Origin of the sequence: Candidatus Planktophila versatilis, from assembly GCF_002288105.1 — a bacterium.
In the GTDB taxonomy this organism is placed as follows: Bacteria; Actinomycetota; Actinomycetes; order Nanopelagicales; family Nanopelagicaceae; genus Planktophila; species Planktophila versatilis.
In genome coordinates this window covers 1,058,169-1,084,987 of record NZ_CP016774.1, presented here as the reverse complement: position 1 = coordinate 1,084,987, position 26,819 = coordinate 1,058,169, and the positions used below count along the sequence as shown (strand labels likewise).

The window sequence follows — 26,819 nt, the reverse complement described above, 5'->3', positions numbered from 1 at the left end:
TCATGCCACGTAGTCTCAAGAAGGGTCCATTCATTGATGGACATCTCACCAAAAAGGTGGATGCCCAAAATGAAGCCAATACAAAGAATGTCATTAAGACATGGTCACGACGTTCGATGATCTCGCCTTCAATGATCGGACACACCATTGCGGTACACGACGGCCGCAAGCATGTCCCTGTATTTATTACCGACGCAATGATCGGTCACAAGCTTGGTGAGTTCGCACCAACACGTACATTCCGCGGACACGTTAAAGATGATCGGAGAGCTACTCGTGCCTAATACACAAGACGCACTCATCGCTCGCGCAGTACTGCGCGACATCCGCCACACACCACAGAAGGCTCGTCGCGTTGTCGACTTGGTCCGTGGAATGCGTGCAGATGAAGCACTTAACGTTCTTAAGTTTGCTCCGCAAGCAGCTGGTTCAGATGTGTACACACTTCTTAACTCAGCAATTGCTAATGCTAAGCAGCAGAATCCAGCAATCCGCGATGCTTCAGAGCTCTGGGTTGTTGAAGCACTTGTTGACGAGGGACGCACAATGAAGCGTTTTCGCCCACGTGCACAAGGACGAGGTTTCCGTATCTTGAAGCGCTCAAGCCACATCTCTGTGACTGTCAGCGATTCAAAGGTGACTTCAAAGTCACTTTCACGTACTTCAACAAAGGCGCAGACAAGAAATCCAAAGCGTTCTGAGAAGTCACCACTTGCTGCTCCAGTAGCAGCAGTTCCAACACCAGCAGCGAAGGGAGCGTCCAACTAATGGGTCAAAAAGTAAACCCACACGGCTTCCGTCTCGGCATCACAACTGAATTTAAGTCACGTTGGTATGCAGATAAGTTGTACAAGGATTACGTCAAAGAAGACGTCGAAATCCGCCGACTTATGCAGAAGGGCATGGAACGCGCAGGCGTTTCACGTATCGAAATCGAGCGCACACGTGATCGTGTACGTATTGACCTTCACACTGCACGCCCAGGAATTGTTATCGGTCGTCGCGGACAAGAAGCAGACGTTCTACGTCTAAAGCTTGAAAAGCTCACTGGCAAGCAAGTTCAGCTCAATATTCTTGAAGTAAAGAACCCTGAAATTGATGCGCAACTCGTTGCACAGGGAATTGCCGAGCAGCTTGCTGCACGTGTTTCTTTCCGTCGCGCAATGAAGAAGTCAATGCAATCAGCGATGAAGGCAGGAGCTCAGGGCATTCGTGTTCAGTGCGGTGGTCGTCTCGGTGGCGCAGAAATGTCACGTTCTGAGTTCTATCGTGAAGGTCGCGTTCCACTACACACACTTCGCGCTGATATTGATTACGGCTTCTACGAAGCTGCAACAACCTTCGGTCGCTTGGGTGTAAAGGTCTGGATCTATAAGGGTGAAGTTATTGGTTCACGCGCAGAGCGTGCTGAAAAGGCACTTGCAGAAGCACGCGCACCAAAGCCAGAACGTCGCGGACCACGCACACCACGTGCTCCACGCGCTGAAGTAACAACTTCACACGTTGCAACTGCAGATTCAACTCCTGCAGCTCCAGCAACAGAGACTTCAGAAGGAGGAGCGCAATAATGTTAATTCCTCGCAAGGTTAAGCACCGTAAGCAGCACCACCCATCACGTTCAGGTGCGTCAAAGGGTGGAACACAGGTTGCATTTGGAGACTTCGGTATCCAGGCACTTGCTCCTGCTTATGTCACTAACCGTCAGATTGAGGCAGCGCGTATCGCGATGACTCGTTATATCAAGCGTGGTGGAAAGGTTTGGATCAATATCTATCCAGATCGCCCACTCACAAAGAAGCCTGCTGAAACTCGTATGGGTTCCGGTAAGGGTTCTCCAGAATGGTGGATCGCAAACGTGAAGCCAGGTCGCATTATGTTTGAAATTTCAGGCGTAACAGAGGCGGTAGCTAATGAAGCTATGCGCCTTGCGATTCACAAGCTCCCAATGAAGTGCCGCGTTGTAAAGCGTGAGGAGGCATAACCATGGCGATTACTACTGAAGAACTTCGTCAACTGTCAGCTGATGAGTTAACTGCAAAGCTTCGTGAAGGTAAAGAAGAACTCTTTAACCTTCGCTTCCAAGCAGCAACAGGTCAGCTTGAATCACATGGTCGTCTCGGTGCAGTTCGTAAAGAGATTGCTCGTATCTACACAATTATTCGTGAACGCGAACTAGGAATTGGAGGCGCTGCGTAATGGCTACAAATCCAACAGAAGATCGCGGATCCCGCAAGACTCGTGAAGGCATCGTTGTCTCAGACAAGATGGATAAGACCATCACCGTTGCAGTATCAAACCGTGTTGCACACGGTATGTACTCAAAGGTTATGAGCCGCACACACAAGCTCAAAGCACATGATGAGACAAACTCAGCAGGCACAGGCGATCGCGTATTGATCATGGAAACACGACCAATATCAGCCTCAAAGCGCTGGCGTTTAGTTCAAATCATCGAGAAGGCTAAGTAAGGGAACGGGTGGAATAAATGATTCAACAAGAATCGCGCCTACGCGTCGCGGATAACACAGGAGCTAAAGAGCTTCTCTGTATTCGTGTGCTCGGCGGAACCAAGCGCCGTTACGCCGGTATCGGAGACATCATCGTATGTTCAGTCAAGGATGCAATCCCTGGTGGACAGGTAAAGAAGGGTGAAGTCGTCAAGGCTGTCATCGTTCGCACAGTAAAAGAACGTCGTCGTCCAGACGGTTCTTACATCAAGTTTGACGAGAACGCGGCAGTTATCCTCAAAGCGGATGGCGAACCACGCGGAACTCGTATCTTCGGACCAGTTGCTCGCGAACTTCGCGACAAGAAGTTCATGAAGATCATTTCACTCGCTCCGGAGGTGCTCTAACCATGGCGAAGATTAAGAAGAATGACGAAGTTTTGGTTATCGCTGGCAAGAACAAGGGCGTAACCGGCAAGGTTCTTCATGTAGATGGAAGCCGCGTCACTGTTGAAGGCGTTAATCGCATTCAGCGCCACACAAAGGAATCAACTTCTGACCGTGGCGTCAAAGTAGGCGGAATCATCACACAAGAAGCATCAATTCATATTTCAAATGTCATGGTCGTAGATGGAGATGGCAAGGCAACACGTCTTGGCGTTCGAGTCGATGAAGAAGGCACAAATGTTCGCATCTCACGTCGCACAGGAAAGGACATCTAATGAGCACTGCTACAGATGTTCGTCTCAAGGCTCGCTATAAGAGCGAAATCCAAGCAACTCTTAAGGGTGAATTTGGATATAAGAATCCAATGCAGATTCCTACGCTGACAAAGATTGTTGTCAACATGGGTGTTGGTGAAGCTGCGCGCGATGCCAAGCTCATCGAAGGTGCAATCCGCGACCTAGCAATCATCACTGGCCAAAAGCCACAGGTTACTAAGTCACGTAAATCAATTGCCCAGTTCAAGCTTCGCGAGAACATGCCAATTGGTGCACACGTCACTCTTCGTGGAGATCGCATGTGGGAATTCGCAGACCGTCTTCTCTCAATCTCTCTGCCACGTATCCGCGACTTCCGTGGTCTTTCTCCAAAGCAGTTCGATGGAAAGGGCAACTACACCTTCGGTCTCACCGAGCAGGTTGTATTCCCAGAAATCGAACAGGACAAGATCGATCGCACTCGCGGTATGGATATCACAGTTGTAACAACAGCTAAGAACGATGACGAAGGTCGCGCACTACTTAAGGCGCTCGGCTTTCCTTTCAAGGAGGCATAAGAATGGCTAAAACATCACTCAAGGTTAAAGCTGCTCGCAAGCCAAAGTTCAAGGTTCGCGGTTACACACGTTGCCAGCGTTGCGGCCGTCCGCATGCTGTCTATCAAAAGTTTGGAATCTGTCGCGTCTGTTTCCGTGAAATGGCGCACCGCGGCGAGCTTCCAGGTATCACCAAGGCTTCTTGGTAATAGTACAAACGAAAAAAGTCCAAGCAGATCGCTTGGGTACTAATTCGAGAAAGGCCACAGGCCACGTATGACAATGACAGATCCGATCGCAGACATGTTGTCTCGTCTGCGCAATGCGAACTCTGCCTACCATGACACGGTTTCAATGCCGTCATCATCGGTCAAGGTACGTATTGCAGAGATCCTCAAGCAAGAGGGTTTCATTGCAGAATACCGCGTTGAAGCAATGGCAACTGGAGTAGGCAAAAACCTCACTCTTGACCTTAAATTCGGCACAAACCGCGAACGTTCAATCGCTGGTCTTCGCCGCGTGAGCAAGCCAGGACTTCGCGTATACGCAAAGTCAACTGCGCTTCCTAAAGTTCTTGGTGGTCTCGGAGTTGCAATCATTTCAACTTCATCTGGACTACTGACAGATAAGCAAGCCAATAAGAAGGGTGTAGGCGGAGAAGTTCTCGCCTACGTATGGTAAATCTCCCATGTCACGTATTGGTCGTATGCCTATCACCGTTCCAAGTGGTGTAGAAGTTTCAATCACAGGTCAGAGCGTTGCAGTGAAGGGACCTAAGGGTTCACTCGCAATTGCAGTTCCAGCACCTATCCAAGTTTCACAAGCAGACGGTGTTATCACCGTTGCTCGTCCAAATGAAGAGCGCGTAACACGTTCACTCCACGGTCTATCTCGCTCACTCGTAGCGAATATGGTCGAAGGTGTAACAACTGGTTACTCACTCACAATCAACATCGTTGGTGTTGGTTACCGTGTGGCTGAAAAGGGCAAGGATCTTGAATTCCAGCTCGGTTACAGCCACTCAATTCTTTTCCCAGCCCCAGAAGGAATCTCCTACAAAGTTGAATCACCAACTAAGTTAATTATCAATGGAATTGATAAGCAGCTTGTTGGAGAGACAGCAGCGAAGATCAAAAAGCTTCGCAAGGCTGATCCATATAAGGGTAAGGGCTTGCGTCTTGAAGGCGAAGCAGTTCGTCGCAAGGCTGGAAAGGCAGGTAAGAAGTAATGGCAATCGGAGTTAAGGTCCGCAAGGGCTCAGCGCAAAACGCGCGTGCTCGTCGTGCTTTCCGTCTTCGTAAGAAGATTTCAGGCACACCATCACGTCCACGCCTAGTCGTTTCACGTTCATCACGTCACCTCTTCGTACAGGTTATTGATGACACCCAAGCAAAGACAATTGCTTACGCATCAACAATGGAGCTCGAACTTCGCAAGTCATCTGGCGATAAGACAGATAAGTCGAAGCAAGTAGGAGCACTCATTGCTGAACGCGCTAAGAAGGCTGGAATTTCGACGGTTGTCTTTGACCGCGCAGGTAATAAGTACCACGGTCGTATTGCTGCAGTTGCAGATTCTGCACGAGAGAATGGATTGGAGTTCTAATGGCTGTTAATCCAACTAACGATGCAGCGTCCACAACAGGCGCACCTTCAAATAAGGGTCGCGGCGAACGTCGCGAACGTCGTGATGATCGCGAGAAGGAGAAGTCTCCATACACCGAGCGCGTGGTTTTCATTAACCGCGTGTCAAAGGTGGTAAAGGGCGGACGTCGCTTCTCATTCACAGCACTCGTTGTTGTGGGAGATCAGAACGGAACCGTTGGCGTTGGCTACGGAAAATCTAAGGAAGTTCCACAAGCTATCGCTAAGGCAGTTGAAGAAGCTAAGAAGTCATTCTTCGTAGTGCCGCGCGTTCAAGGAACAATTCCTCACCCAGTACAGGGTGAAACAGCAGCGGGTGTAGTTCTACTTCGCCCAGCTAGTCCAGGTACCGGAGTTATTGCCGGAGGCCCTGTTCGCGCCGTACTTGAGTGCGCTGGTGTTCACGATGTACTGACAAAGTCTCTCGGTTCTTCAAATGCAATCAACATGGTTCACGCCACTGTTGCAGCACTGAAGATGCTTGAGTCACCTGCACAAATTGCAGCACGCCGCGGTCGTCCGTTGGAAGATGTTGCTCCTGCAGCAATTATTCGCGCCTCACAGATGACAGTTGGTGTCTAATGCCACGTTTAAAGATCACACAGGTCAAATCAACAGTCGGCAATAAGCCAGAGATTCGCAACACCGTTCGTTCACTCGGACTCAAGCGCATCAATGACGTTGTTGTCAAAGAAGATCGTCCGGAAATTCGTGGCATGGCAGTAGCTGCTCGCCACTTAATCAAGGTAGAGGAGGTCGAATAAAGATGACACTTAAACTTCATCATCTTCGTCCAGCTCCAGGTGCTAAGAAAGACAAGACTCGTAAGGGTCGCGGAGAAGCATCAAAGGGTAAGACTGCTGGTCGTGGCGGTAAGGGAACACATGCTCGTAACACGGTTCGTCCTGGTTTCGAAGGTGGTCAGCTTCCACTCGTCATGCGTCTACCAAAGCTTCGCGGCTTTAAGAACCCGGCACGTATTGAGTACCAAGCAGTGAATGTCTCAACAATCAACGCACTCTTTCCAAAGGGTGGCGCTGTAACAGTTGCAGATCTCATTGAAAAGGGTGCAGTTCGCGATTCACTACCTGTAAAGGTTCTTGGAAATGGCGAAATTGCAGTTAAGGTATCTATTACGGCACATGCATTTTCTGCATCAGCGATTGAGAAGATCTCAGCTGCTGGTGGATCGACAGCAACTCTGTAATACAAACAAACGCTATTGAGCTAGAGGGAGAAGATTGATGCTTTCAGCATTTGGAATGGCATTTAAGACGCCTGAACTTCGTAAGAAAATCTTCTTCACTCTCTCAATCATGGCCCTCTTCCGCTTTGGTTCCGTCGTTCCAACACCGGGTGTTTCATACACAGCGGTAAAGGGATGTCTTGCCCAAGCGCAGACTGGCGGCCTATTCGGGCTTATCAATCTTTTCTCAGGTGGAGCGCTCTTGCAGCTCTCTGTCTTTGCACTTGGCATCATGCCTTACATCACCAGCTCAATCATTATTCAGTTGCTGACCGTTGTTATTCCTCGCTTTGAAACACTGAAGAAGGAAGGACAGTCAGGTACTGCAAAGCTCACTCAGTACACCCGCTACCTCACCATCGGACTTGCAATCTTGCAGTCAACAGGTCTTGTTGCAGTTGCTCGTACACCTGGTCGCTTGATTTCCGGTTGTAACGTTCCCATCATTCCTGACACTTCATGGCAACGTATCTTGACCATGATTGTTGTGATGACAGCAGGAACATCAGTAATTATGTGGCTCGGTGAGCTCATCACTGATCGCGGTGTTGGTAACGGAATGTCCATTCTCATCTTCACATCAATCGCATCAACTTTCCCCGGTCAGCTCTGGTCAATCAAGCTTCAAAAGGGCCTCTTCGCATTCCTATTCGTTTGCGCAGTAGGAGTCGTTGTAGTTGCCGCTGTTGTATTCGTTGAACAGGCGCAGCGTCGAATTCCGGTTCAATACGCCAAGCGCATGGTGGGACGTCAGGCATATGGCGGAACATCAACCTATATTCCAATTAAGGTAAACCAGGCTGGTGTTATCCCGGTTATCTTCGCATCATCACTTCTCTATATTCCATCGCTGATTGTGAACTTCACTAATAGCCAAGCAGGATGGGCAGTCTGGATCTCACGTAACTTAGTGACCGGTGATCACCCAATTTATATGGTTACCTACGCAGCTCTCATTATTTTCTTCACTTACTTCTACGTTGCAATCACATTTAACCCAGAAGAGGTTGCAGATAATATGAAGAAGTACGGTGGATTTATTCCAGGAATCCGTGCCGGACGACCAACAACTGAATACCTTCAGTATGTTCTCTCTCGTATTACCGCCCCTGGTGCGCTCTATCTGGCACTTGTTGCACTCATTCCAGTCTTCGCACTCGTTCTCTTCGGTGCCACCCAGAACTTCCCATTCGGTGGAACTGCAATTCTGATTGTGGTTGGCGTTGGTCTAGATACAGCAAAGCAGATCGAGAGCCAGTTGCAGCAGCGTTCATATGAAGGTTTCTTGAAGTAATGCGTTTAGTCCTGGTAGGTCCACCAGGTGCCGGTAAAGGAACTCAAGCTCAGTTCCTGGCTGCGCACTATTCAATTCCACATATCTCCACCGGTGATATTTTCCGGGCAAACCTCAAAGCCAGCACACCGCTCGGTCTTAAGGCAAAAGGATTTATGGATTCCGGACAACTAGTTCCTGATTCAGTGACTAATGAGATGGTCAAAGATCGCCTTACTCATGACGATGTTGCAAACGGATTCCTACTCGATGGCTTTCCACGTAACACCGTGCAAGCTGAAGTCTTGCGTGCTTTCTTAACTGAAAAGGGCGCACCGCTTCAAGCTGTCCTAGAACTAGCGATTGAAAATGAAATCATTATCAAACGCCTATCCTCGCGCCGCACCTGTAAAGAGTGTGGGGCACCGGCTGCCGCCAACCTTGAGAAGTGTGCGGCATGTGGTGGTGAGCTCTACCAACGCGAAGATGATAAAGAAGAAGTGATTGCAAAGCGCCTTGCTGTCTATGAAGAGCAGACTGCGCCAATCGTCACTTTCTATCGCAACGAAGGTTTGCTTATTACTATTGGCGCCGATGGCGATGTAGCAGATATAACTGAGCGCGCGATTACAGCGTTAAGTCGCGTTCACGGCTAAGAAATAACTATGGCAATTCAAATCAAAGACCTTGAGCAACTCAAGGTGATGCGTCGTGCCGGTCTTTTGGTCGGTCAAACATTGCAACTTCTGCGGGAAAATATCAAAGCTGGCATGACAACAGCTGCCCTGGACGCAATAGCGGCAGCAAATATCAAACGTGGGGGAGGCACCTCAAACTTCCTTGGCTACCACGGCTTTCCAGCAACTATCTGCGTCTCAATCAACGATGAAATCGTCCACGGCATACCTGGTACGCGCGTGATTAACGACGGGGATATTGTCTCTATTGATTGCGGAGCGATTATCGATGGTTGGCATGGAGATGCCGCATTTTCTATCGGCATCGGAAACCTTGATCCAGCTGATCAGAAATTGATGGATACATGCGAAGAATCGATGTGGGTTGGTATCGCAGCCGGCAAAAACGGCGCTCGACTTTCCGATATTGGTCACGCAATCGAGCAATACATTGATTCGCAAGGTGAGTATGGAATCTTGCAAGAATACGGTGGCCATGGAATCGGCACTGAGATGCACCAAGAGCCACATGTGCTTAACTTTGGAAAGGGCGGAAATGGCCCAGAAATCATTCCTGGAATGGCACTTGCCATCGAACCGATGATTACTCGGGGATCGCCCAAGACCAAAGTCTTGAGCGATAAATGGACCGTGGTTTCAACGGATCAATCTCGTGGCGCCCACTTCGAAAACTCATATGTCATCTGCCCTGATGGAAAGCCTTTTGTGCTGACCGCACTCGATGGTGGCAGGTCCGAACTTGCTCGCTTTGGCATAGAGACCTCCGAACTCCTCGCCTAGGCGGCGTGTTGGGTGCGGTCAATACGCTCTTTTTGGGCGATTTCCCTTTATAAGGGGCTCTGCCATAGAATGACCCTTCGCGCCACATTCAATTCCTTCCGGTTTTGAGCGTGGTTCGACCCTGTTCGTTCACATGAAAAAAGAGAAGAAGGTATTGATCCTTGGCAAGTAAAGATGGTGCGATCGAAATCGAAGGCACTGTTGCTGAGGCGTTACCTAATGCGATGTTCCGTGTTGAACTTACAAATGGACATAAAGTCTTGGCACATATCAGTGGAAAGATGCGAAAGAACTACATTCGTATTTTGCCGGCAGATCGTGTGATTGTAGAACTTAGTCCATATGACCTTACAAAGGGTCGAATTATTTACCGTTACAAGTAAATCTTTCGCCCCCACTAACAAAAGGAAAACACGTGAAGGTTAATCCAAGCGTGAAGAAGATTTGCGACAAGTGCAAAGTCATTCGTCGCAAGGGTCGCGTAATGGTGATCTGCGAAAATCTTCGTCACAAGCAGCGTCAAGGGTAACTCCGAGACAAAGATAAGTACGCGTGATGCGACTTAACTAGAAATAGTTAAGACCCCCGGACCGGTAGGCCAGGGCTCGATAAATATGTCGAGGAGCATTGCGAAGGACCTCCGGATATAGAAATGGTTGAACATATGGCACGTCTAGTCGGTGTCGATCTTCCACGTGAAAAGCGTGTTGAGATTGCACTCACATACATTTTCGGAATGGGTCTTACCCGTTCCCACGAAACTCTCGCGGCAACTGGTATTTCACCAGATACTCGCGTAAAAGATTTGCAAGAGTCAGAACTTGCTCAGCTTCGTGAATACATCGAAGCCAATTACAAAATCGAAGGAGATCTTCGCCGCGAAGTTGCTGGCGATATCCGTCGTAAAGTTGAAATTCAAAGCTACCAAGGTATTCGTCACCGCAAGGGACTTCCTGTACGTGGTCAGCGCACTCACACAAACGCTCGTACTCGTAAGGGTCCACGTAAGGCAATTGCCGGCAAGAAGAAGGTGACTAAGTAATGGCCACTCCTAAAGCAAAAACAGCAGCCCCAGCAAAGGGCAAAGTAAAGCTTCGTAAGAAAGAGAAGAAGAACGTTGCAGTAGGTAAGGCTTTCATCAAGTCAACCTTCAACAACACAATCATCTCAATCACTGATCCAACAGGGGCTGTTATCTCTTGGTCATCATCTGGCCAAGTAGGTTTCAAAGGCTCACGTAAGTCGACTCCATTCGCAGCACAGCTTGCAGCAGAAGCAGCAGCTCGTCGCGCACAGGAGCACGGCCTAAAGAAAGTAGATGTTTTCGTAAAGGGACCTGGTTCCGGACGCGAAACTGCAATCCGTTCATTGCAAGCAGCAGGCCTAGAAGTTGGAGCTATCTCAGATACAACTCCAGCTCCACACAATGGCTGCCGCCCACCGAAACCACGTCGAGTTTAAGGAAGGAAGAGAATAAATGGCTCGTTATACCGGAGCAGACTGCAAGCGTTGCCGTCGCGAAAAAGTAAAGCTCTTCCTTAAGGGCTCAAAGTGCGATGGACCAAAGTGTCCGATCGAATCTCGTCCTTATCCACCAGGACAGCACGGCCGCGGCCGTTCAAAGGAATCTGAATACCTATTGCAGATGCGCGAAAAGCAAAAGTGCGCACGTATTTATGGTGTTCTCGAAAAGCAGTTCCGTGGTTACTACGAAGAAGCGAACCGCAAGCAAGGTAAGACTGGTGAAAACCTTCTTATTCTTCTTGAGACTCGCCTCGATAACGTTGTATTCCGCGCAGGATTTGCAAAGTCTCGTGACATGGCGCGCCAGTTGGTTCGCCACGGTCACTTCGTTGTCAATGGTAAGAAGGTAAACATTCCTTCATATCGTGTATCTCCAATGGACATCATTGATGTTCTTTCAAAGTCACACGACCTCACACCATTTATCGTCGCAAGCGCAGAGTTCGGTGAGAAGTCTGTTCCAGCGTGGATGGAAGTTGTTGCAGCACAGATGCGCATCATCATCCACGGTGTACCTGCTCGATCAGTGATCGATACCCAGGTTCAAGAACAGCTCATCGTTGAGCTCTACAGCAAGTAATTTTTCAACCCCCTAGAGGAAATCAAATAGAGGATTTCCACGAGAAGAAAGAGGAGCACAAGTGCTAATTGCACAACGCCCAACGCTTAGCGAAGAAGTAATTTCCGAGAACCGCTCACGTTTCATCATCGAACCACTTGAGCCAGGTTTCGGCTACACACTCGGCAACTCAATGCGCCGTACTCTGCTCTCATCTATTCCAGGTGCTGCAGTAACAAGCATTCGCGTTGCTGGAGCTCTCCACGAGTTCACAACTCTTGAGGGTGTAAAGGAAGATCTCACAGATATCGTCTTGAACATTAAGAACCTTGTTCTTTCAAGTGATAATGATGAACCTTCAGTAATTTACATCCGTAAGTCAGGTACTGGTGCTGTCACAGGTGCTGATATCGCTGTTCCAAGTGGAGTAGAAGTTCACAACCCAGAGCTTCACATCGCAACACTAAACGGCAAGGCAAACCTTGAAATCGAGCTTACAGTCGAGCGCGGTCGCGGATACGTAACTGCAGTTCAGAACAAGCAAGCTGGCGCAGAGATTGGTCGCATTCCTGTTGACTCAATCTATTCGCCAGTTCTTAAGGTGACCTACAAGGTTGAAGCAACTCGCGTTGAACAGCGCACAGACTTCGATCGTCTTGTTGTTGATGTTGAGACAAAGCCATCAATGAAGCCACGCGATGCCGTTGCATCTGCTGGAAAGACACTTGTTGAGCTCTTCGGACTTGCTCGCGAACTTAATCTTGATGCAGAAGGTATTGAGATGGGGCCATCTGTTATGGATGCCGCCCTCGCTGCAGACCTTGCTCTTCCTATCGAAGATCTCGATCTCACAGTACGTTCATATAACTGCTTGAAGCGCGAAGGCATTCACACAGTGGGTGAACTCGTTAATCGTTCAGAGGCTGACCTACTTGATATCCGTAACTTCGGATCAAAGTCAATCGATGAGATCAAGGCAAAGCTTGTATCAATGGGAATGTCACTTAAGGACAGCCCAGCAGGATTTGATCCTTCACAACACCAGAACTACAACGTGTCAGATGAAGACTTCGCTGACGCAGATCAGGCATAAAGGAGAAAACAATGCCAAAGCCAACTAAAGGCCCACGTTTGGGTTCAGGCCCATCACATGAGCGCTTGATTCTTCGTACTCTTGCCGAGCAGTTGTTCGAGCATGGAAAGATCACAACTACCGAAGCAAAGGCGAAGCGTCTTCGTCCACTAGCTGAAAAGTTGATTACCTTCGGTAAGAAGGGTGACCTCTCTGCTCGCCGTGAAGTAATGGCGCGTATTGCTAACAAGAGCGTTGTTCACACACTCTTTACAGTAATCGCTCCAACCTTTGCTAACCGCGAAGGTGGATACACACGAATTACAAAGATTGGTCCACGTAAGGGCGATAACGCTCCTATGGCAGTTATCGAACTCGTAACAGATAAGTAAAAACACTTACCTTTACCATGGCGGCGCCCACTCTCTTTCCTGAGAGTGGGTTTCGTCGTTTACGGCTCGATATTGCCTACGATGGCACCCACTTCTTTGGCTGGGCAACACAACCAGGCCACCGAACACTGCAAGATCTTATTGAAGAAGCTATTTCCCGAATCTCACAGACAAATATTGATTCAATAGTTGCCGGGCGCACCGATGCCGGAGTCCATGCAACAGGGCAAGTAATTCATGTTGATGTGCCTGATGCTATGTTTGAGCGAGACCTCACCTACCTAGATCTGCGCTATAAACTAAATAGAATTCTTGATGAAGATGTGCGCATCATGAATGTCAGCGATGCCCCTGAAGGCTTTCATGCCCGTTTTTCTGCCTTGCGCAGGTATTACAGCTACAAGATTCTTGATAACAACGATGTCATCGCACCTCTTTCTCGCCACGATGTCGCATCCTGGTATCGCCCACTTAATGCTGATCGCATGAATGAAGCTAGTGCGCTGCTTTTAGGCCACCATGATTTTGCTGCATTCTGTAAATTTAAGGTAGGCGGAACAACTATCAGAACTCTAGAAAAATATGAGTGGCACCGTAGTGACGAGGGCTTGCTGGTTGCCGATGTTGTTGCCGATGCCTTCTGTTACTCCATGGTGCGCAATCTTGTGGGCGCAGTTGTCTGTGTTGCTGACGGGCGGCAAAGCCCTGCCTGGATTGCGCAATTACTGGCCAATAAAGAGCGAGTCTCAGATTCCCTGGTATTTCCCGCCCGCGGCCTGACTCTGTATCAAGTTGATTACCCCAATAATGATCAGCTGCTAGAGCGGGCTAAAATCACTGTCGCCAAGCGTGGATAAAGCGTTTTTCACGCTCAGAGGCCGATTTGGCCTGGCACTCCAGGGCAGGTAAAGTTCATCCCCTGCGCCAGATTAGGTGCCGAAAGTAGTCCCCAAGATAAAGAAAAGAAGAAGGTAATAAAGCATGCGTACATATAGCCCCAAGGCAGGCGACGCCGACCGTAAGTGGCACGTTATTGATGCACAGGATGTTGTGCTCGGTCGTCTTGCAACCCATGCAGCCGTTCTTCTACGCGGAAAGCACAAAGCAACATTTGCACCGCACATGGATATGGGCGACTTCGTTATCGTCATCAACGCCGAAAAGATCGCGCTCTCTGGCAACAAGGCGCTGACAAAGTTTGCACACCACCACTCAGGTTTCCCAGGCGGCTTAACTTCAACTGTCTACGGTGAACTGATTGAAAAGCACCCAACCCGCGCTGTTGAAAAAGCGATCAAGGGAATGCTTCCAAAGAACCGTCTTGGTGCACAGGTTGCATCAAAGCTCAAGGTCTATGCCGGACCAGAGCATCCACATGCAGCACAGTCACCAGTTCCATATGTATTCACTCAAGTTTCTCAAGTAGCCAAGTAAGGGATAAGTAAATAAACATGTCAGATACAACTTTCAACGAGATCGACGAGACAGAGACACTTACTTCCTACTCTTCAGCCACTCCTGCTGCTGCAACTAACCGCAAGGCAATCACAGCACCAGGTGCTGGCACAGGTCGCCGCAAGGAAGCAGTTGCTCGCGTTCGCCTAGTTCCAGGTACAGGCCGCTGGGTTGTAAACGGCAAGACACTCGATGGTTATTTCCCAAATAAGGTTCACCAACAACTAGTTTCAGAACCATTTCGCACAGTAGGTGCAGAGGGTCTTTACGATGTTTTTGCTCGCATCAACGGTGGTGGAGTTTCAGGTCAAGCTGGCGCACTACGTCTTGGTGTTGCACGTTCACTTAACGAGATCGATACAGAGGCTAACCGTCCAGCACTTAAGAAGGCTGGCTTCCTCAAGCGCGATGCTCGTGTGATTGAACGTAAGAAGTACGGCCTTAAGAAGGCACGTAAGCGTTCACAGTACTCAAAGCGTTAATTCTTTTTATCCAGATATCCCGTTTGTTCCTGCAGTAAAGGAGTTGTTATGGCTCTCTTTGGAACAGACGGGATTCGTGGTTTAGCAAACGGGCAAACACTTACCGCTGAAATAGCAGTTGATGTGGCGGTAGCGGCAGCGCATATTCTCGTTGAATCATCGAGTAATAAAGGCAAGCGCCCTAGAGCCATAGTTGGTCAAGATTCACGTGCCTCAGGAGAATTCTTAGAAGCAGCTGTTGCTGCCGGTTTAGCCAGTGCAGGTATCGATGTGTATCGAGTCGGTGTATTACCAACCCCAGCGATTGCCTATCTTGTGGGTGAATCAGGGGCCGATCTCGGGGTCATGATTTCAGCATCGCATAACCCGATGCCAGATAACGGAATTAAATTGTTCTCTCGCGGAGGTGGAAAGCTTGATGATTCCATTGAAGCGGCTATTGAAAAGCGTATGGGTGAACCATGGACACGTCCTACCGGGCGAAATGTTGGACGCATTACCTTTGATGAGACCGCCAGCGCTCGCTATCTCAACCATCTAGCTGCTTCGGTAACTACACCCCTTAAAGGTCTGAAAATTGTTGTTGACTGTGCAAACGGAGCATCTTCTTTTGTCGCACCCCTTGCATATGAAAAAGCTGGTGCAACCGTAGTTGCAATCCATCGTTCTCCAGATGGCTGGAATATTAACGAGAACTGTGGTTCTACCCACTTAGAAGATTTACAGGCAGCTGTTGTTAAAGAGGGCGCCGACTTTGGAATTGCCCACGATGGCGATGCTGATCGATGCCTGGCTATCGATGGTGCCGGCAAGGTTGTCGATGGCGATGCCATCATGACAATTCTTGCTATCGGATTCAAAAACCGCGGTGGCCTTACAGCTAACACAATCGTTGGCACTGTCATGAGCAACCTAGGTTTTATGCACGCTATGAAAGATGCTGGCATTTCAGTCATCAGCACAGCAGTCGGTGACCGCTATGTCCTGGAGAAGATGATTGAAGGCGATTTCTCACTAGGTGGAGAACAATCAGGACATTTGATTATGCGCGAATTTGCCAACACTGGCGACGGAATTCTTACCGCCCTGCAATTGGCACAAGAAGTAGTTCGCAGCGGGAAGTCGCTGGCAGAACTAGCTTCACAAATGCAACGCTTCCCACAGGTTTTGATCAACGTCTCTGATGTGAAGAAAGATAAGTTGGATGAATCAGCAGCGATTGCAAAGGCTGTGGCTACTGCCGAATCAACTCTTGGCGAGAATGGTCGAGTCTTATTGCGCGCATCTGGTACTGAGGCGCTGGTAAGAGTGATGGTTGAGGCCGCGAGTGATAACCTTGCGCAAGACATCGCAACATCTCTTGCAGCTGTTGTGAAAGCAGAACTGGGGAACTAATTCGTGTGCGGAATCGTGGGTTACACCGGACCACAATCTGCAATCACGCCCATCGTTGAAGGTCTTCGCCGACTTGAATATCGCGGATATGACTCTGCCGGAATCGCACTTGGTACCAACAACTCTCTCTTTGTGGAAAAGCGCGCCGGCAAACTTGCAAATCTTGAAGCCGCGCTCCCAGCAAATTTACCTACTGTACATTCTGGAATCGGACACACGCGTTGGGCAACACACGGTGGCCCCACTGACAGTAATGCCCACCCTCACTTAGATAATGAAGGCAAGCTGGCAGTTATTCACAATGGAATCATTGAGAATTATTCAGAGCTACGCAAAGAGTTAGAAGCTCGCGGTCATGCCTTCTCATCTGAGACAGATACCGAATCTGTAGCCCACTTACTTTCTGACCTTCACAAAGAACATGGTGGTGATCTCACCGCGGCCATGCGGGCAGCGGTCAAGCGACTGCGTGGCTCTTTCACGCTTCTTGCCATTCACGCCGATGCCCCACAAACAATCGTGGGAGTGCGCCGTAATTCGCCATTGGTAGCCGGTATTGGCAAGGGTGAAAATTTCTTAGCATCTGATGTCGCTGCCTTTATCGATTACACCAAGCGCGCAGTTGAACTTGGCCAAGATGAAGTTGTCACTATCAGCCCGGAAGCAATCACAATCTGTGACCTCGAAGGCCGGGCTGTTGCACTTCGTGAATATGAAATCACATGGGATGCAGCCGCTGCGCAAAAAGGTGGTTTCACCCACTTCATGCTCAAAGAGATCTTCGATCAACCAAAAGCAATAGCCGACACTCTTATTGGCCGCCTGAGTGATAACAACCAGATACTTCTTGATGAATTACATATGAGCGATGATGAAATGAGACAGATTAAGAGAATTTCGGTCATTGCTTGCGGCACCGCCTATCACGCAGGCATGGTGGCAAAGTATGCAATCGAAAAATGGGCAAAGATTCCCGTTGATGTGGAGATCGCTTCCGAATATCGCTATCGTGATCCGATTATTGATAAATATTGCCTCGTCATTGCAATCTCACAATCAGGTGAAACTATGGATTTGCTGATGGCGGTGCGCCATGCAAAGGCAGCTGGCGCTCGAGTATTGGCAGTCTGTAATACAAACTCATCTACGATTCCACGTGAGTCGGACGCGGTTCTCTATACCCATGCAGGTCCTGAAATTGCTGTTGCATCAACGAAAGCTTTCCTCACACAAATTGTTGCTATCTATCTCATCGGTCTAAAACTGGCACAGGTGCGAAAGCAGCTCACCGAAAAAGAAGTACGCGATCTATATAGCCAGATGCTTGAGCTTCCTGGCAAGGTGGAACAAATCTTGGAAACAATCGAACCCCTTCGTGAGTTAACTCGTAAGTTTGTAAAGAACGACACCATTCTCTTTCTAGGGCGCGGAATTGAATATCCCGTTGCACTTGAAGGGGCACTCAAATTAAAAGAGCTTGCATATATTCATGCTGAAGGTTTTGCGGGCGGCGAACTTAAACATGGGCCTATCGCTTTGATTGAAGAAGGCACTGCTGTGATTGCAATCTTGCCTCCTGCCGATGAGCATGGCTTGGATGAGAAGATGCTCAGCAACATTCAAGAGGTAAAGGCACGCGGTGCTCGTGTAGTTGTCATCGCCCCAGAAGGTGCCGAAGTCATTGGCGCAGAACACATTATTCGTATTCCTGTGACATCTTCCTTATTCCAGCCGGTCCTTGCAACCGTTCCACTGCAGGTCTTTGCATATGAAATAGCTGTGGCTCGTGGTACAGATGTAGACCAACCTCGTAACTTGGCTAAATCGGTCACCGTCGAATAACTATGTCAACGATTGTCGATCCTCGCCAGCGCCAAATGCGCCGTGCTCTGAAATGGTCAGCAAGCCTATTCGCAGGTTACTTATTTGTTACTTATCAGGTACTCACCAACGGATTTCTCATTGAGATTGACCGCACTTTTAACGATGTAGATCACCCGAAATTCCAAGGTTTATCTAACTTTGTTATTCGCAGGCTAGATGACCTAGGTCTGCGTGGCGTCTCTGGGGTTGCGCTGCTTATTGTTGCCGTTTACATCTCGCGCCGATTTAAAACATGGCGGCCAATTAATTTAGGAGTGCTCTCATTTCTTGCCCTCAACGTAGTTGTTGGTGCATTTAAATATGGGTTAGGCCGCACAAAGCCAAAAGAGGGTTTCGATCTCTTGCATGCTGGTGGAATGTCATATCCCAGCGGTCATGCATCAAATGCCATTCTTATTTGGGGGATGGTTGCATATTTGATTTACCGATACGCCCATGTCAATCGCTATCAAGGAAGGCTTGCTAGCGCCGGCGTTGGCCTGCTCGCCTTAACTGTTTGTGTAGTCTCATTGCTGCGAAATACCCACTGGTTCTCAGATCTCTTCGGTGGCCTCTTACTTGGGGGTTCCCTTTTGGTTTTGATAATCGCGATAGACCGATATTTCCCATCTGATAGCCAACTTCACTAACCACTAATAGACTCAGTGTCATGATTGATGGAATTGGCATCGATGTCGTAGACATTGCCCGATTTAAGCAATCCCTCGAGCGCACCCCACATTTGGCGCAAAAACTATTTACCGAATCTGAACGGACCAAATCCGCACCATCACTTGCCGCCCGCTTTGCCGCCAAAGAGGCGCTCTATAAAGCTTTGAGTCCAACTCATGGGCTGCAGTGGCACGATGCCGAAGTCATTAACCATGAAAACGGAAAACCCGACTTTCTCTTTCGTGGTGCAATCGCAGAACTCATTGACGGCGCCACCGTGCACCTTTCACTTTCACACGACGGTGGTATCGCATCGGCGATGGTGGTGATTGAGCGATGAGAGCAGAAGCACTTATTGATCTCAGTGCAATTAAACATAACGTTGAACTACTTAAAGACGTTTCCGGAACAAATCTTCTGGCAGTTGTGAAAGCCGATGCCTACGGCCATGGACTCATTCCGGTTGCAAAGGCAGCGCTATCAGCCGGTGCTTCATACCTTGGCGTTGCCCTCCTGGAAGAAGCAGTTGCCCTGCGTGAAGCAGGAATTACTGCGCCAATCTTGGCGTGGCTTGTGCAACCTGGCTCAGATTTTGCACAAGGCATTGAGTTAGATATTGAAATTGCGGTCGCATCACTAGCTGCGCTGCAAGAAATTTCGGCAGCAGCTAAGTCTAAGAAAGCGCGCATTCACTTGGAAGTTGATACCGGAATGACCCGAGGTGGGTTTCTGAATGAATGGGATCAACTCACTACAGAGCATCTAAACGGTGTGGACGTTGTCGGAATCTTCTCGCATTTTGCCCGGGCAGATGAGCCAGCTGAAAAACAAAACAGTGATCAACTGGGGCGATTTAGCGCTGCCGTTGCACATCTGAATTCTCTTGGCCACGTCAACATCATGAGACATTTATCGAACTCAGCCGCAACACTTAAAAATGGTGCTGCTAGCTTTGACATGGTGCGCACGGGTATTGCGATGTATGGACTTTCTCCCGATGTGCAGACACTCGGTGATTCGAAATCACTCGGCCTTCGTCCAGCTATGCAGCTACGGGCTGCTCTCTATTTAGTTAAAGATGTTCCAGCCGGATCACCTGTTGGTTATGGGGCAACCCAGAGCACAACGGTCGACACCAAGTTAGGTGTAGTTGCGATGGGGTATGCAGATGGAATTCCACGGATCGCGCGCACTGCTGGGGTGTGGTCTGCAGGAAAGCGCACACCCATTATTGGTCGAGTATCGATGGATCAATTTGTTGTCGATTTAGGTGCAGATTCCAAGGCTCGCTCGGGAGACTGGGTGACAGTTTTCGGTAACGGTTCACACGGTGAATACACAGCAGATGACTGGGGAGCAGCGTCTCAATCAATTAATTATGAGATAGTCACACGAATAGGCCCGCGTGTGCCTAGAATCTACGCGCCCCATGTTTACTAATTCCAGATTGAATGCTCTGAGATTGATGAAAGAGAGGTTGTTATGAGTGCTGGTCCTGCTCTATCAATTTCTCATCTCAGCGTTAAATTCGGCGGCCTTACCGCACTCGATGATGTATTTCTTGAAATCGCACCCAACACAATTGTGGGTCTGATTGGCCCCAATGGTGCGGGTAAGACAACAATATTTAATGCGATTTCAGGACTTGTCACGCCTGCTTCTGGGGCAATTGCTATTCATGGCAAAGAGATGAAATGGCCAGCAAGTCATGATTTGGCCGGACTTGGCATAAGTCGCACATTGCAAGGTGTTGGACTCTTTAGCGGATTGAGCGTTATTGAAAATGTCATGATGGGCGCCAATCACAGCAGCGGTACCAACTTTTTTAGAGATTTATTAGGACTCTCAGGGCGAGCAGAAGCAAAGCTGCGCCGGCGTGCAAGTGATGCACTTGCGTGGGCTGGTGCGCTGGATTTAGCCGAGAAGATGCCTGGCGAACTTACCTATCCAGAGAGCAAGCGAGTTTCTATTGCTCGGGCGCTAGTTTCTCAACCCGAGATACTTCTTCTAGATGAACCTGCTGCCGGATTAGGTCAAGATGACATTGATAAATTTGCTTCACTTCTCAAGCAATTAAAGCAACGCTGTGCAATCGTCATTGTCGAACATCATGTGGACTTTATTGGCGCGATCTCAGACCAGGTCTATGTTTTAAACTTTGGAAAAGTCATCTCAAGTGGAAGCTTCGACACCGTTAAGCGCGACCCAGCTGTGCTCGCTGCCTACCTGGGCACCTCACAGCAAACCGGCAGTGAAAAGTTGGGCGGTGCGCATGCTTAAGATTGACAATCTCGTCACTCGCTTCGGTTCTGTTGTGGCCATTGATGGCGTATCGATGCAGGCACAGGAATCAAAGATCACTACCGTGATTGGCGCCAACGGCGCTGGAAAGAGCACGTTACTGCGCACGATTTCAGGTCTGGAACATCCCAGTTCCGGTTCCATCACATGGAAAGGGCAATCAATCCTAGGAAAGCGCCCAGAAGATATTGTCCGATTGGGAATCGCACATGTTCCTGAGGGGCATGCAGTTATTTCAGAGTTGAGCGTGGAAGAAAATATCTCGATGGGTTCTCTTTTCCGCCGTAGAAAATTTAAGTCAGATATAACAACTGCAATAGATGAGATGTATGCACTCTTTCCGCGACTTAAAGAGCGCCGTAAGCAATTAGCAGGCACGCTCTCTGGCGGAGAACGTCAGATGTTGGCTATCAGCCGCGCCTTGGTCTCGCGCCCACAACTGCTTCTTCTAGATGAACCATCACTGGGATTGGCACCTCTTGTTGTTGAACAAATCATTGATTCCGTAAATATCCTGTGTCGCAGCACTGGGCTTTCGGTTTTACTTGTCGAGCAAAATGCCAATACCGCACTCGGTGTGGCAGACCACGGTGTGCTGCTCGCACTTGGAAAAGTTGTGGCAGATCGCCCTGCAGCAGAGCTCAAAGCTGATGCAAAACTACGCGCTGCATATTTGGGGTATTGATGAATACTTTCTTAGCAGCCCTATCTTTAGGCACATCTCGTGGCGCGATCTTCGCACTCGTTGCGCTCGGGCTTGTCATTGTCTGGCGCGGTGCCGGCATTGTTAACTTTGCCCAAATGGGTCAGGCGATGTTTAGCACCTACATCGCTTCAACGCTGATCACTAACGGCTATTCATATTGGCTTGCCTTCTTTGTAGCCCTTCTTTCTGGGGCCGCACTTGGTGCGCTCCTTGATATTTTCATCATGCGACCGCTCTCAAATAAGAAGCAGAGTGAGTTACTGAGCAGTGAATCAATGCGGGCGGCAGTTCCTGTTATTGCATCCCTTGGAATCCTAGGCGCGCTGCAAGCACTTGCCGGAATTATCTGGGCTGCAGAAGAGCGAGGATTTCCCTCACCAGCAAAGCAGGAAGGCTTCACTGTGGCCGGCAATGTTTTGCCCTTTACCTCATTCGATGTTTTCGTAGTGTCAATTGTGGCTGTCACATTAATTCTCACAACACTCTTCTTTACCAAGACTGGCATTGGCCTAGCAATGCGCGCAACAGCGCTTAATCAAGAAGTAGCAAAACTCAGTGGAATTCGAACAAATCGCACTCGCACAATTAGTTGGGCTATATCAGGTGCGGCATCTTCACTTGCTGGACTTCTCATTACTCCCATATCAAATTTATCGCCGAACACACTTGATCTCGTTCTCATCGTGGGCTTTACCGCTGCAGTTGTTGGCGGACTCGATAGTCCGGCAGGAGCAGTACTTGGAGGATTCATTCTCGGAATGGTTATCTCATTTGTGACCTTCTATGACACCCCAGAAGATGTATATCTGGCTATCTTGGCGGTGCTTCTCCTGGTTTTGATTATTCGCCCGCGTGGCATTCTCGGATCAAAGGATGCGCGCCGTGTCTAATCTCAAAGTGAAATCAATAGCACGCACCAGCCTTATTCGCACGCTAATTTTCTCAGCCCTAATACTGCTGGTTGGTCTGCAATTTGATGCCTACAACCAAGCACAACTAGCTGTGGTGCTGATTTTGTTTATTGGCGTTCTATCAATCACGTTGCTGACTGGAATTTCAGGGCAATTGTCCTTGGGTCAAGGCGCACTGATGGCGGTGGGCGGATATTCCACAGCGCTGCTGATGATTAATTACAAACTTTCACTCTGGGTTGCGATTCCGCTCTCAATTATTTCTTCAGCCATTGCTGGCCTTCTACTCGGTGTTGCGGCAGCTCGACTGCGTGGTCCCTACCTTGCCGGAACCACGCTAGTAATTGCACTTGCAATTCCAACTATTGCAAATAGATTTATGTCAGTCTTTAAAGGCGATGAAGGGTTGCAAGTAGATGTGGGGTATCCACCACAGTGGTTCTCCTCTCTCTTTGGCGAACCCACCTACGAGCAATGGCAGCTCTACGTGGCACTGCCATTTGCAGCGGTAGCACTCTTTTTTGCATCCAACATTCTCTTATCGCGCACTGGGCGGATGTGGCGATCTATTCGAGATCATGAAAGTGCGGCATCACTTGCCGGTGTGAACTTCGCTCGCCAGAAGATTTATGTCTTTGTTATCTCATCAACATTTGCCGGGTTATCTGGCGCCCTCTACGGGCTTCGTGGATTAGTGGGTCCCAGCGTCTATCCAGTTTCACTCTCACTGTTGTTATTGACCGCTGCAGTACTTGGCGGAATCCGCAGTATTGCCGGCGCCTTTATCGGTACTGTCATCGTTGTTTTCTTACCTGACTGGATCGAGCTAATTCTTGGAAACTTCGAATTAAGCGAACAGGTCTCCAACTACTTACCGGCGCTAATCTCTAGCCTCTTACTTATTCTCACAGTGGTGATAAACCCTGCTGGAGTAGCTGGTGTGAAGCTTCACAAACATAAATAAGTTATATATCTTTTTGTTATAAACAAAAATTATAGGCATTCCCGTAGGCAGGGACTCGCCCGTGAGGACTCTTTCCGTTCACTTACCGTTCGGTATCTGTTAGCGTGAGGTCGTTCTAGCCCACCTCGGGGCTAGTGGCGATATGGCGGCTTATGTCCCCTTATCGCATATAAGGCAAAGAGAAAGAGTGAATGCAGTGAAAAATCGTGCATCTCTGTCCCGATCACCTCGTAAGTCCATCGTAGTTATCTCTGTAGCCCTCGCTGGCGCGCTCGCGCTCACAGCGATGCCGGCTCAGGGTGCGAGCACACCAGGTGTAAGTGACACTGAAATTGTTTTAGGAATGCAGCTGCCACAGACAGGCGCAGCGAGCCCGGGATATAACAAAGTAGATGACGCCATGCGCGCCTACTTCGACTACGTCAATTCAAAGGGCGGCGTCTATGGCCGCAAGATCACTTTGGTTGCCAAAGATGACGCATACAAGGCTGGCCTCACAGTTTCAACTGCGTCAGCACTGATTAATAAGGATAAAGTCTTTGCGATGGTGGGCTCTATTGGAACCCAGACACATATCTCTGTTATCAAGGATATTAATCGTCGTGGAATCCCTGACCTATTCGTCCTAAGTGGATATAGCGGTTTCTACACAGATCCTAAGAAGTATCCAACAACCTTCGGTTCTTTGGGAACCTACGTTGTTGAAGCGAAAATTCTTGGAAAGTACATCAAGGAGAATCTGTCTACAAAGAGCGTTGGAATTCTCTATCAGACCGATGACTTCGGTCGTAACACTGTGGAAGGTCTAGCAACTGCTGGAGTAACTTTCACAGCGAAGAAGAATGCCGCAACATTTATCGCTGGCGCTCAAGCTGGTGGACTCGATGCTCAGATGCAACAGCTAAAAGATAATAACGTCGAAGTTGTTGTAGTTGGCGCCACTGCTTCAGCATTTGCAGCAGCTGTGGGTTCAGCGAACAAGATTGGCTACAAGCCACAGTACATAGTCATCTCTGTGGGATCAGATGCCACCACCTTCCAGACAATTCTCAGTACAAAAGGAATCCCTGCGGCTGTATCAGCAGGGCTCCTAGCTGGAACGATTTCAGCATCACATGCTCCGTCACCAGGTGAAGCAGATGACGAATTCGTCAAGGCATTTAAGAAGATAAATGATGAATTCAACACCGGCCCAGCCACAGGCAAGGCTTGGGATAACAATGTTCTGCAAGGAATGAACATTGGCTACACCATGACAGCTGCTCTTATGGGTGCTGGTAAAGACCTCACACGTCCAGGAATCATCAAATACATCGAAAACAATCCAGCTAAGTTATCGAGTGCAGCTCTTGCTCCACTCGGATACTCTGCAAAGACCCACGAGGCTTATACGGGCTTCTGGATCGGAAAATATGATGCAACGGCAGTACTTAAGCCAATCGATGGCACACGTAAACTGTGGACAACTGATTCAGCTAAAGGTCCTGTAACCGAACTCAAATACACACGTCCTGCAATCGCAGCCGATTCACTACCAAAGGTTGGTTAATCAGATGAAACTATCAATGCGTAAATCAATCGCAGCTGTGAGTGCGGCAGCACTTGTAGCAGCAGGTGTTCTTGTATCTGTTCCTGCAGCAAACGCTGCGGAGCCAACATGTACAACTGACAAAGCAGCTCTTGAAACCTGTACGGGCACGCTTGCTAATGGTGCTGGATATGTATTTAAGATGCCATTTAACTTCAAGGGAACTATGTTCTTCTGGGAGCATGGAATCCGTTGGACTTATCCGGGTGTATCCGCAGTTCCTACGGGTGTAGAACAAACTGCACCTTCGAGTGTCAACGGCAATTTTGATATCTCAAAGGAGATGCTCCTCGCGGGTTACGGACTAGCCGCCTACGATGGAACAGTTAAGGGCCTTCGAGGCTGGAACAGCGCCTACCGAATTGACATGATCAAAGAGGTCATTGATATAGCGAGCGCTAAGTATCCAAAGATTAAGAAGAAGGTTCTGTACGGAGCATCACAAGCTGGATCCACCATTACCCCTTTCGTTGAGAAGTATCCAACGTATGCGGATTCAGTGGGAATCATGGCTGGTGTAACTCCTTCAATTGCCGACGCAATACAGTCTGCTTGCGACATTTTCTACATCCTGAGCGTCTTTGCTGATCCAACCATTAAAGGTTGCGCAGCATTTGGTCTTAAGGGAGTAGCCGGTCACATGGCATCTGTCGGTGAATTGCAGAAGGTAGCTGCGCTTCTCGGTGCTTGGAGCAAGAACCTTGGTGCTCCAGGACTTGAATATCCTGCAGCCTTGAAGGGTTCTGGGATTCCACAACGCTCAGCACTTCTACTTACCGGACTCCTCTCTGGTATTCCAACGAAGAGTGCTCACATGGATGGAATCTCGACAAATGCCGTGATTGCTGAACACAGCATCAATGCAACAGTGGCTGTTCTAGAAAACATAGGTTCAGCTCTTGGAAGTGGCGTGCTTGCTGGTCAGTCGCTCTCTGAAATTACTGGAGCAGGGTTCTATGACAACACCAAGACAAACTGGGCATCGCTGCTCGATGAGGCCGATGCTGGTCGTTACAACCTTGGACTATCAGGTGATGAGGCAATCACAGCGATGCTTGGAGTGCTTTCCATGGCTCCTCGTGTTACAGGTGATGCCGCCGCAATTGCTAAGTTCAAGGCACTTGATAAGTCGTCGTTTACCTCAACACATCCAACGATTCTGCTTCATAATGAAGCAGATCGCCTCGTCTTTCCAGGCCAAACTGTTCGCTATGTAGATCGCAAGCGCGAAGTCTATGAAAAGGCACTTTCATCGTGGGAGAAGACAAGGACTGGCAAGAAGCCAATCTGGAACACTCTCGCTCTATGGACTTTGACTCCAGAGACCTACACAAAGTTCACCGCTGCTGGTCTACCAGACCTAACAGGGCCAGTTGCTGCATCTGGGGTAGACCATGAATCCTTTACGAAGAAGCAGTTGAAGGCGTGGGTAGATATGCTCGCAGTCGCTGCTAAATCAGGAAAGGTTCCAACAAGTGAGTATGTTCAATACATCGCAGAAAAGGTTCCTTACCTCAATGGCGATATTGATTACCGTCCAGCCGATCTGAAGTATGACTTCGGCTATTAATTCAGCAATAAGTTAAGAAGA

At 48.8% G+C, this 26,819-nt stretch carries 39 protein-coding genes and 1 pseudogene; all 40 read left to right on the top strand.

Going from position 1 to position 26,819, the window contains the following annotated elements:
• The first annotated feature begins 2 nt into the window (after nt 1-2).
• The 40 genes and pseudogenes from rpsS to A1sIA79_RS05420 all read left to right on the top strand — a co-directional run bounded on the left by rpsS (nt 3) and on the right by A1sIA79_RS05420 (nt 26,798).
• A complete protein-coding gene (rpsS, locus tag A1sIA79_RS05615; protein WP_095675219.1) occupies nt 3-284 on the top strand; it encodes a 30S ribosomal protein S19 in 282 nt (93 codons plus the stop codon).
• A complete protein-coding gene (gene rplV / locus A1sIA79_RS05610; protein ID WP_095675218.1) occupies nt 277-768 on the top strand; it encodes a 50S ribosomal protein L22 in 492 nt (163 codons plus the stop codon). The genes rpsS and rplV overlap by 8 nt, the downstream gene beginning before the upstream one ends.
• The gene (rpsC, locus tag A1sIA79_RS05605) at nt 768-1,568 is read left to right on the top strand and encodes a 30S ribosomal protein S3 (protein WP_095675217.1); all 801 of its coding nucleotides are present in this window, start codon (nt 768-770) and stop codon (nt 1,566-1,568) included. Before rplV ends, rpsC begins: the two co-directional genes overlap by 1 nt.
• The gene (gene rplP, locus A1sIA79_RS05600; protein ID WP_095675216.1) at nt 1,568-1,981 is read left to right on the top strand and encodes a 50S ribosomal protein L16; all 414 of its coding nucleotides are present in this window, start codon (nt 1,568-1,570) and stop codon (nt 1,979-1,981) included. The genes rpsC and rplP overlap by 1 nt, the downstream gene beginning before the upstream one ends.
• Nucleotides 1,982-1,983: 2 nt before the next feature.
• Nucleotides 1,984-2,196, top strand: coding sequence for a 50S ribosomal protein L29 (gene rpmC, locus A1sIA79_RS05595; protein ID WP_095675215.1), 213 nt, complete (start codon nt 1,984-1,986; stop codon nt 2,194-2,196).
• Complete coding sequence (rpsQ, locus tag A1sIA79_RS05590) at nt 2,196-2,468, top strand: 30S ribosomal protein S17 (protein WP_095675214.1); 273 nt, start codon at nt 2,196-2,198, stop codon at nt 2,466-2,468. Before rpmC ends, rpsQ begins: the two co-directional genes overlap by 1 nt.
• A gap of 17 nt (nt 2,469-2,485) precedes the next feature.
• Entirely contained in the window at nt 2,486-2,854 is a 369-nt protein-coding gene (gene rplN / locus A1sIA79_RS05585) for a 50S ribosomal protein L14 (protein ID WP_095675213.1), read from the top strand.
• 2 nt (nt 2,855-2,856) lie between these two features.
• The gene (rplX, locus tag A1sIA79_RS05580) at nt 2,857-3,168 is read left to right on the top strand and encodes a 50S ribosomal protein L24 (protein ID WP_095675212.1); all 312 of its coding nucleotides are present in this window, start codon (nt 2,857-2,859) and stop codon (nt 3,166-3,168) included.
• Nucleotides 3,168-3,725, top strand: coding sequence for a 50S ribosomal protein L5 (gene rplE / locus A1sIA79_RS05575; RefSeq protein WP_095675211.1), 558 nt, complete (start codon nt 3,168-3,170; stop codon nt 3,723-3,725). The genes rplX and rplE overlap by 1 nt, the downstream gene beginning before the upstream one ends.
• 2 nt (nt 3,726-3,727) lie before the next feature.
• On the top strand, nt 3,728-3,913 hold the full coding sequence (locus A1sIA79_RS05570) for a type Z 30S ribosomal protein S14 (RefSeq protein WP_018207218.1): 186 nt from the start codon (nt 3,728-3,730) through the stop codon (nt 3,911-3,913).
• 67 nt (nt 3,914-3,980) lie between these two features.
• On the top strand, nt 3,981-4,385 hold the full coding sequence (gene rpsH, locus A1sIA79_RS05565; protein WP_095675210.1) for a 30S ribosomal protein S8: 405 nt from the start codon (nt 3,981-3,983) through the stop codon (nt 4,383-4,385).
• Nucleotides 4,386-4,392: 7 nt separating this feature from the next.
• Nucleotides 4,393-4,932, top strand: coding sequence for a 50S ribosomal protein L6 (gene rplF / locus A1sIA79_RS05560; RefSeq protein WP_095675209.1), 540 nt, complete (start codon nt 4,393-4,395; stop codon nt 4,930-4,932).
• Nucleotides 4,932-5,309 carry a 50S ribosomal protein L18 gene (gene rplR / locus A1sIA79_RS05555; RefSeq protein WP_095675208.1) on the top strand — a complete coding sequence of 126 codons (378 nt, stop codon included), beginning with the start codon at nt 4,932-4,934 and terminating at the stop codon, nt 5,307-5,309. The genes rplF and rplR overlap by 1 nt, the downstream gene beginning before the upstream one ends.
• Complete coding sequence (gene rpsE / locus A1sIA79_RS05550) at nt 5,309-5,929, top strand: 30S ribosomal protein S5 (RefSeq protein WP_095675207.1); 621 nt, start codon at nt 5,309-5,311, stop codon at nt 5,927-5,929. The genes rplR and rpsE overlap by 1 nt, the downstream gene beginning before the upstream one ends.
• Nucleotides 5,929-6,111 (top strand): 50S ribosomal protein L30, encoded by a 183-nt coding sequence (gene rpmD, locus A1sIA79_RS05545; RefSeq protein WP_017955281.1) that lies wholly within the window; start codon nt 5,929-5,931, stop codon nt 6,109-6,111. Before rpsE ends, rpmD begins: the two co-directional genes overlap by 1 nt.
• Nucleotides 6,112-6,113: 2 nt before the next feature.
• Nucleotides 6,114-6,554, top strand: a complete 441-nt coding sequence (gene rplO / locus A1sIA79_RS05540) for a 50S ribosomal protein L15 (protein ID WP_095675206.1) — start codon at nt 6,114-6,116, stop codon at nt 6,552-6,554.
• Between the two features lie 37 nt (nt 6,555-6,591).
• Nucleotides 6,592-7,887 carry a preprotein translocase subunit SecY gene (gene secY / locus A1sIA79_RS05535; protein ID WP_095675205.1) on the top strand — a complete coding sequence of 432 codons (1,296 nt, stop codon included), beginning with the start codon at nt 6,592-6,594 and terminating at the stop codon, nt 7,885-7,887.
• The gene (locus tag A1sIA79_RS05530; RefSeq protein WP_095675204.1) at nt 7,887-8,522 is read left to right on the top strand and encodes an adenylate kinase; all 636 of its coding nucleotides are present in this window, start codon (nt 7,887-7,889) and stop codon (nt 8,520-8,522) included. The genes secY and A1sIA79_RS05530 overlap by 1 nt, the downstream gene beginning before the upstream one ends.
• 9 nt (nt 8,523-8,531) lie before the next feature.
• Nucleotides 8,532-9,344: a type I methionyl aminopeptidase gene (gene map / locus A1sIA79_RS05525; protein ID WP_095675203.1), complete on the top strand. Its 813-nt coding sequence runs from the start codon at nt 8,532-8,534 to the stop codon at nt 9,342-9,344.
• 161 nt (nt 9,345-9,505) lie between these two features.
• Nucleotides 9,506-9,727: a translation initiation factor IF-1 gene (gene infA, locus A1sIA79_RS05520; RefSeq protein ID WP_017955276.1), complete on the top strand. Its 222-nt coding sequence runs from the start codon at nt 9,506-9,508 to the stop codon at nt 9,725-9,727.
• Nucleotides 9,728-9,759: 32 nt separating this feature from the next.
• Entirely contained in the window at nt 9,760-9,873 is a 114-nt protein-coding gene (gene rpmJ, locus A1sIA79_RS05515) for a 50S ribosomal protein L36 (protein ID WP_017955275.1), read from the top strand.
• A 135-nt stretch (nt 9,874-10,008) separates the two neighbouring features.
• Nucleotides 10,009-10,386: a 30S ribosomal protein S13 gene (gene rpsM / locus A1sIA79_RS05510; protein WP_095675516.1), complete on the top strand. Its 378-nt coding sequence runs from the start codon at nt 10,009-10,011 to the stop codon at nt 10,384-10,386.
• Nucleotides 10,386-10,805 (top strand): 30S ribosomal protein S11, encoded by a 420-nt coding sequence (rpsK, locus tag A1sIA79_RS05505; protein ID WP_095675202.1) that lies wholly within the window; start codon nt 10,386-10,388, stop codon nt 10,803-10,805. Before rpsM ends, rpsK begins: the two co-directional genes overlap by 1 nt.
• A 16-nt stretch (nt 10,806-10,821) precedes the next feature.
• Nucleotides 10,822-11,448: a 30S ribosomal protein S4 gene (gene rpsD, locus A1sIA79_RS05500; protein WP_095675201.1), complete on the top strand. Its 627-nt coding sequence runs from the start codon at nt 10,822-10,824 to the stop codon at nt 11,446-11,448.
• Between the two features lie 61 nt (nt 11,449-11,509).
• A complete protein-coding gene (locus A1sIA79_RS05495; RefSeq protein ID WP_095675200.1) occupies nt 11,510-12,520 on the top strand; it encodes a DNA-directed RNA polymerase subunit alpha in 1,011 nt (336 codons plus the stop codon).
• 11 nt (nt 12,521-12,531) lie between these two features.
• Nucleotides 12,532-12,885, top strand: a pseudogene (rplQ, locus tag A1sIA79_RS05490) (50S ribosomal protein L17); the annotation flags it as partial.
• A 23-nt stretch (nt 12,886-12,908) separates the two neighbouring features.
• Nucleotides 12,909-13,748: a tRNA pseudouridine(38-40) synthase TruA gene (truA, locus tag A1sIA79_RS05485; protein ID WP_095675198.1), complete on the top strand. Its 840-nt coding sequence runs from the start codon at nt 12,909-12,911 to the stop codon at nt 13,746-13,748.
• Nucleotides 13,749-13,872: 124 nt separating this feature from the next.
• Entirely contained in the window at nt 13,873-14,325 is a 453-nt protein-coding gene (rplM, locus tag A1sIA79_RS05480) for a 50S ribosomal protein L13 (protein WP_095675197.1), read from the top strand.
• 17 nt (nt 14,326-14,342) lie between these two features.
• Entirely contained in the window at nt 14,343-14,828 is a 486-nt protein-coding gene (gene rpsI / locus A1sIA79_RS05475) for a 30S ribosomal protein S9 (protein ID WP_095675196.1), read from the top strand.
• Between the two features lie 48 nt (nt 14,829-14,876).
• Complete coding sequence (glmM, locus tag A1sIA79_RS05470) at nt 14,877-16,223, top strand: phosphoglucosamine mutase (RefSeq protein ID WP_095675195.1); 1,347 nt, start codon at nt 14,877-14,879, stop codon at nt 16,221-16,223.
• A gap of 3 nt (nt 16,224-16,226) precedes the next feature.
• Nucleotides 16,227-18,065 (top strand): glutamine--fructose-6-phosphate transaminase (isomerizing), encoded by a 1,839-nt coding sequence (gene glmS / locus A1sIA79_RS05465; RefSeq protein ID WP_095675194.1) that lies wholly within the window; start codon nt 16,227-16,229, stop codon nt 18,063-18,065.
• Between the two features lie 2 nt (nt 18,066-18,067).
• A complete protein-coding gene (locus tag A1sIA79_RS05460; RefSeq protein ID WP_223298142.1) occupies nt 18,068-18,736 on the top strand; it encodes a phosphatase PAP2 family protein in 669 nt (222 codons plus the stop codon).
• A gap of 20 nt (nt 18,737-18,756) precedes the next feature.
• Nucleotides 18,757-19,098: a holo-ACP synthase gene (locus A1sIA79_RS05455; protein ID WP_095675193.1), complete on the top strand. Its 342-nt coding sequence runs from the start codon at nt 18,757-18,759 to the stop codon at nt 19,096-19,098.
• Nucleotides 19,095-20,198, top strand: a complete 1,104-nt coding sequence (gene alr / locus A1sIA79_RS05450) for an alanine racemase (protein WP_095675192.1) — start codon at nt 19,095-19,097, stop codon at nt 20,196-20,198. The genes A1sIA79_RS05455 and alr overlap by 4 nt, the downstream gene beginning before the upstream one ends.
• A gap of 42 nt (nt 20,199-20,240) precedes the next feature.
• On the top strand, nt 20,241-21,038 hold the full coding sequence (locus A1sIA79_RS05445; protein ID WP_095675191.1) for an ABC transporter ATP-binding protein: 798 nt from the start codon (nt 20,241-20,243) through the stop codon (nt 21,036-21,038).
• On the top strand, nt 21,031-21,744 hold the full coding sequence (locus A1sIA79_RS05440; protein WP_095675190.1) for an ABC transporter ATP-binding protein: 714 nt from the start codon (nt 21,031-21,033) through the stop codon (nt 21,742-21,744). Before A1sIA79_RS05445 ends, A1sIA79_RS05440 begins: the two co-directional genes overlap by 8 nt.
• Nucleotides 21,744-22,655 carry a branched-chain amino acid ABC transporter permease gene (locus A1sIA79_RS05435; protein WP_095675189.1) on the top strand — a complete coding sequence of 304 codons (912 nt, stop codon included), beginning with the start codon at nt 21,744-21,746 and terminating at the stop codon, nt 22,653-22,655. Before A1sIA79_RS05440 ends, A1sIA79_RS05435 begins: the two co-directional genes overlap by 1 nt.
• Entirely contained in the window at nt 22,648-23,640 is a 993-nt protein-coding gene (locus A1sIA79_RS05430) for a branched-chain amino acid ABC transporter permease (protein WP_190277047.1), read from the top strand. Before A1sIA79_RS05435 ends, A1sIA79_RS05430 begins: the two co-directional genes overlap by 8 nt.
• A gap of 187 nt (nt 23,641-23,827) precedes the next feature.
• Nucleotides 23,828-25,189, top strand: coding sequence for an ABC transporter substrate-binding protein (locus A1sIA79_RS05425; RefSeq protein WP_190277046.1), 1,362 nt, complete (start codon nt 23,828-23,830; stop codon nt 25,187-25,189).
• A 4-nt stretch (nt 25,190-25,193) separates the two neighbouring features.
• Nucleotides 25,194-26,798 carry a hypothetical protein gene (locus A1sIA79_RS05420; RefSeq protein WP_095675186.1) on the top strand — a complete coding sequence of 535 codons (1,605 nt, stop codon included), beginning with the start codon at nt 25,194-25,196 and terminating at the stop codon, nt 26,796-26,798.
• The last annotated feature ends 21 nt before the right edge of the window (nt 26,799-26,819 follow it).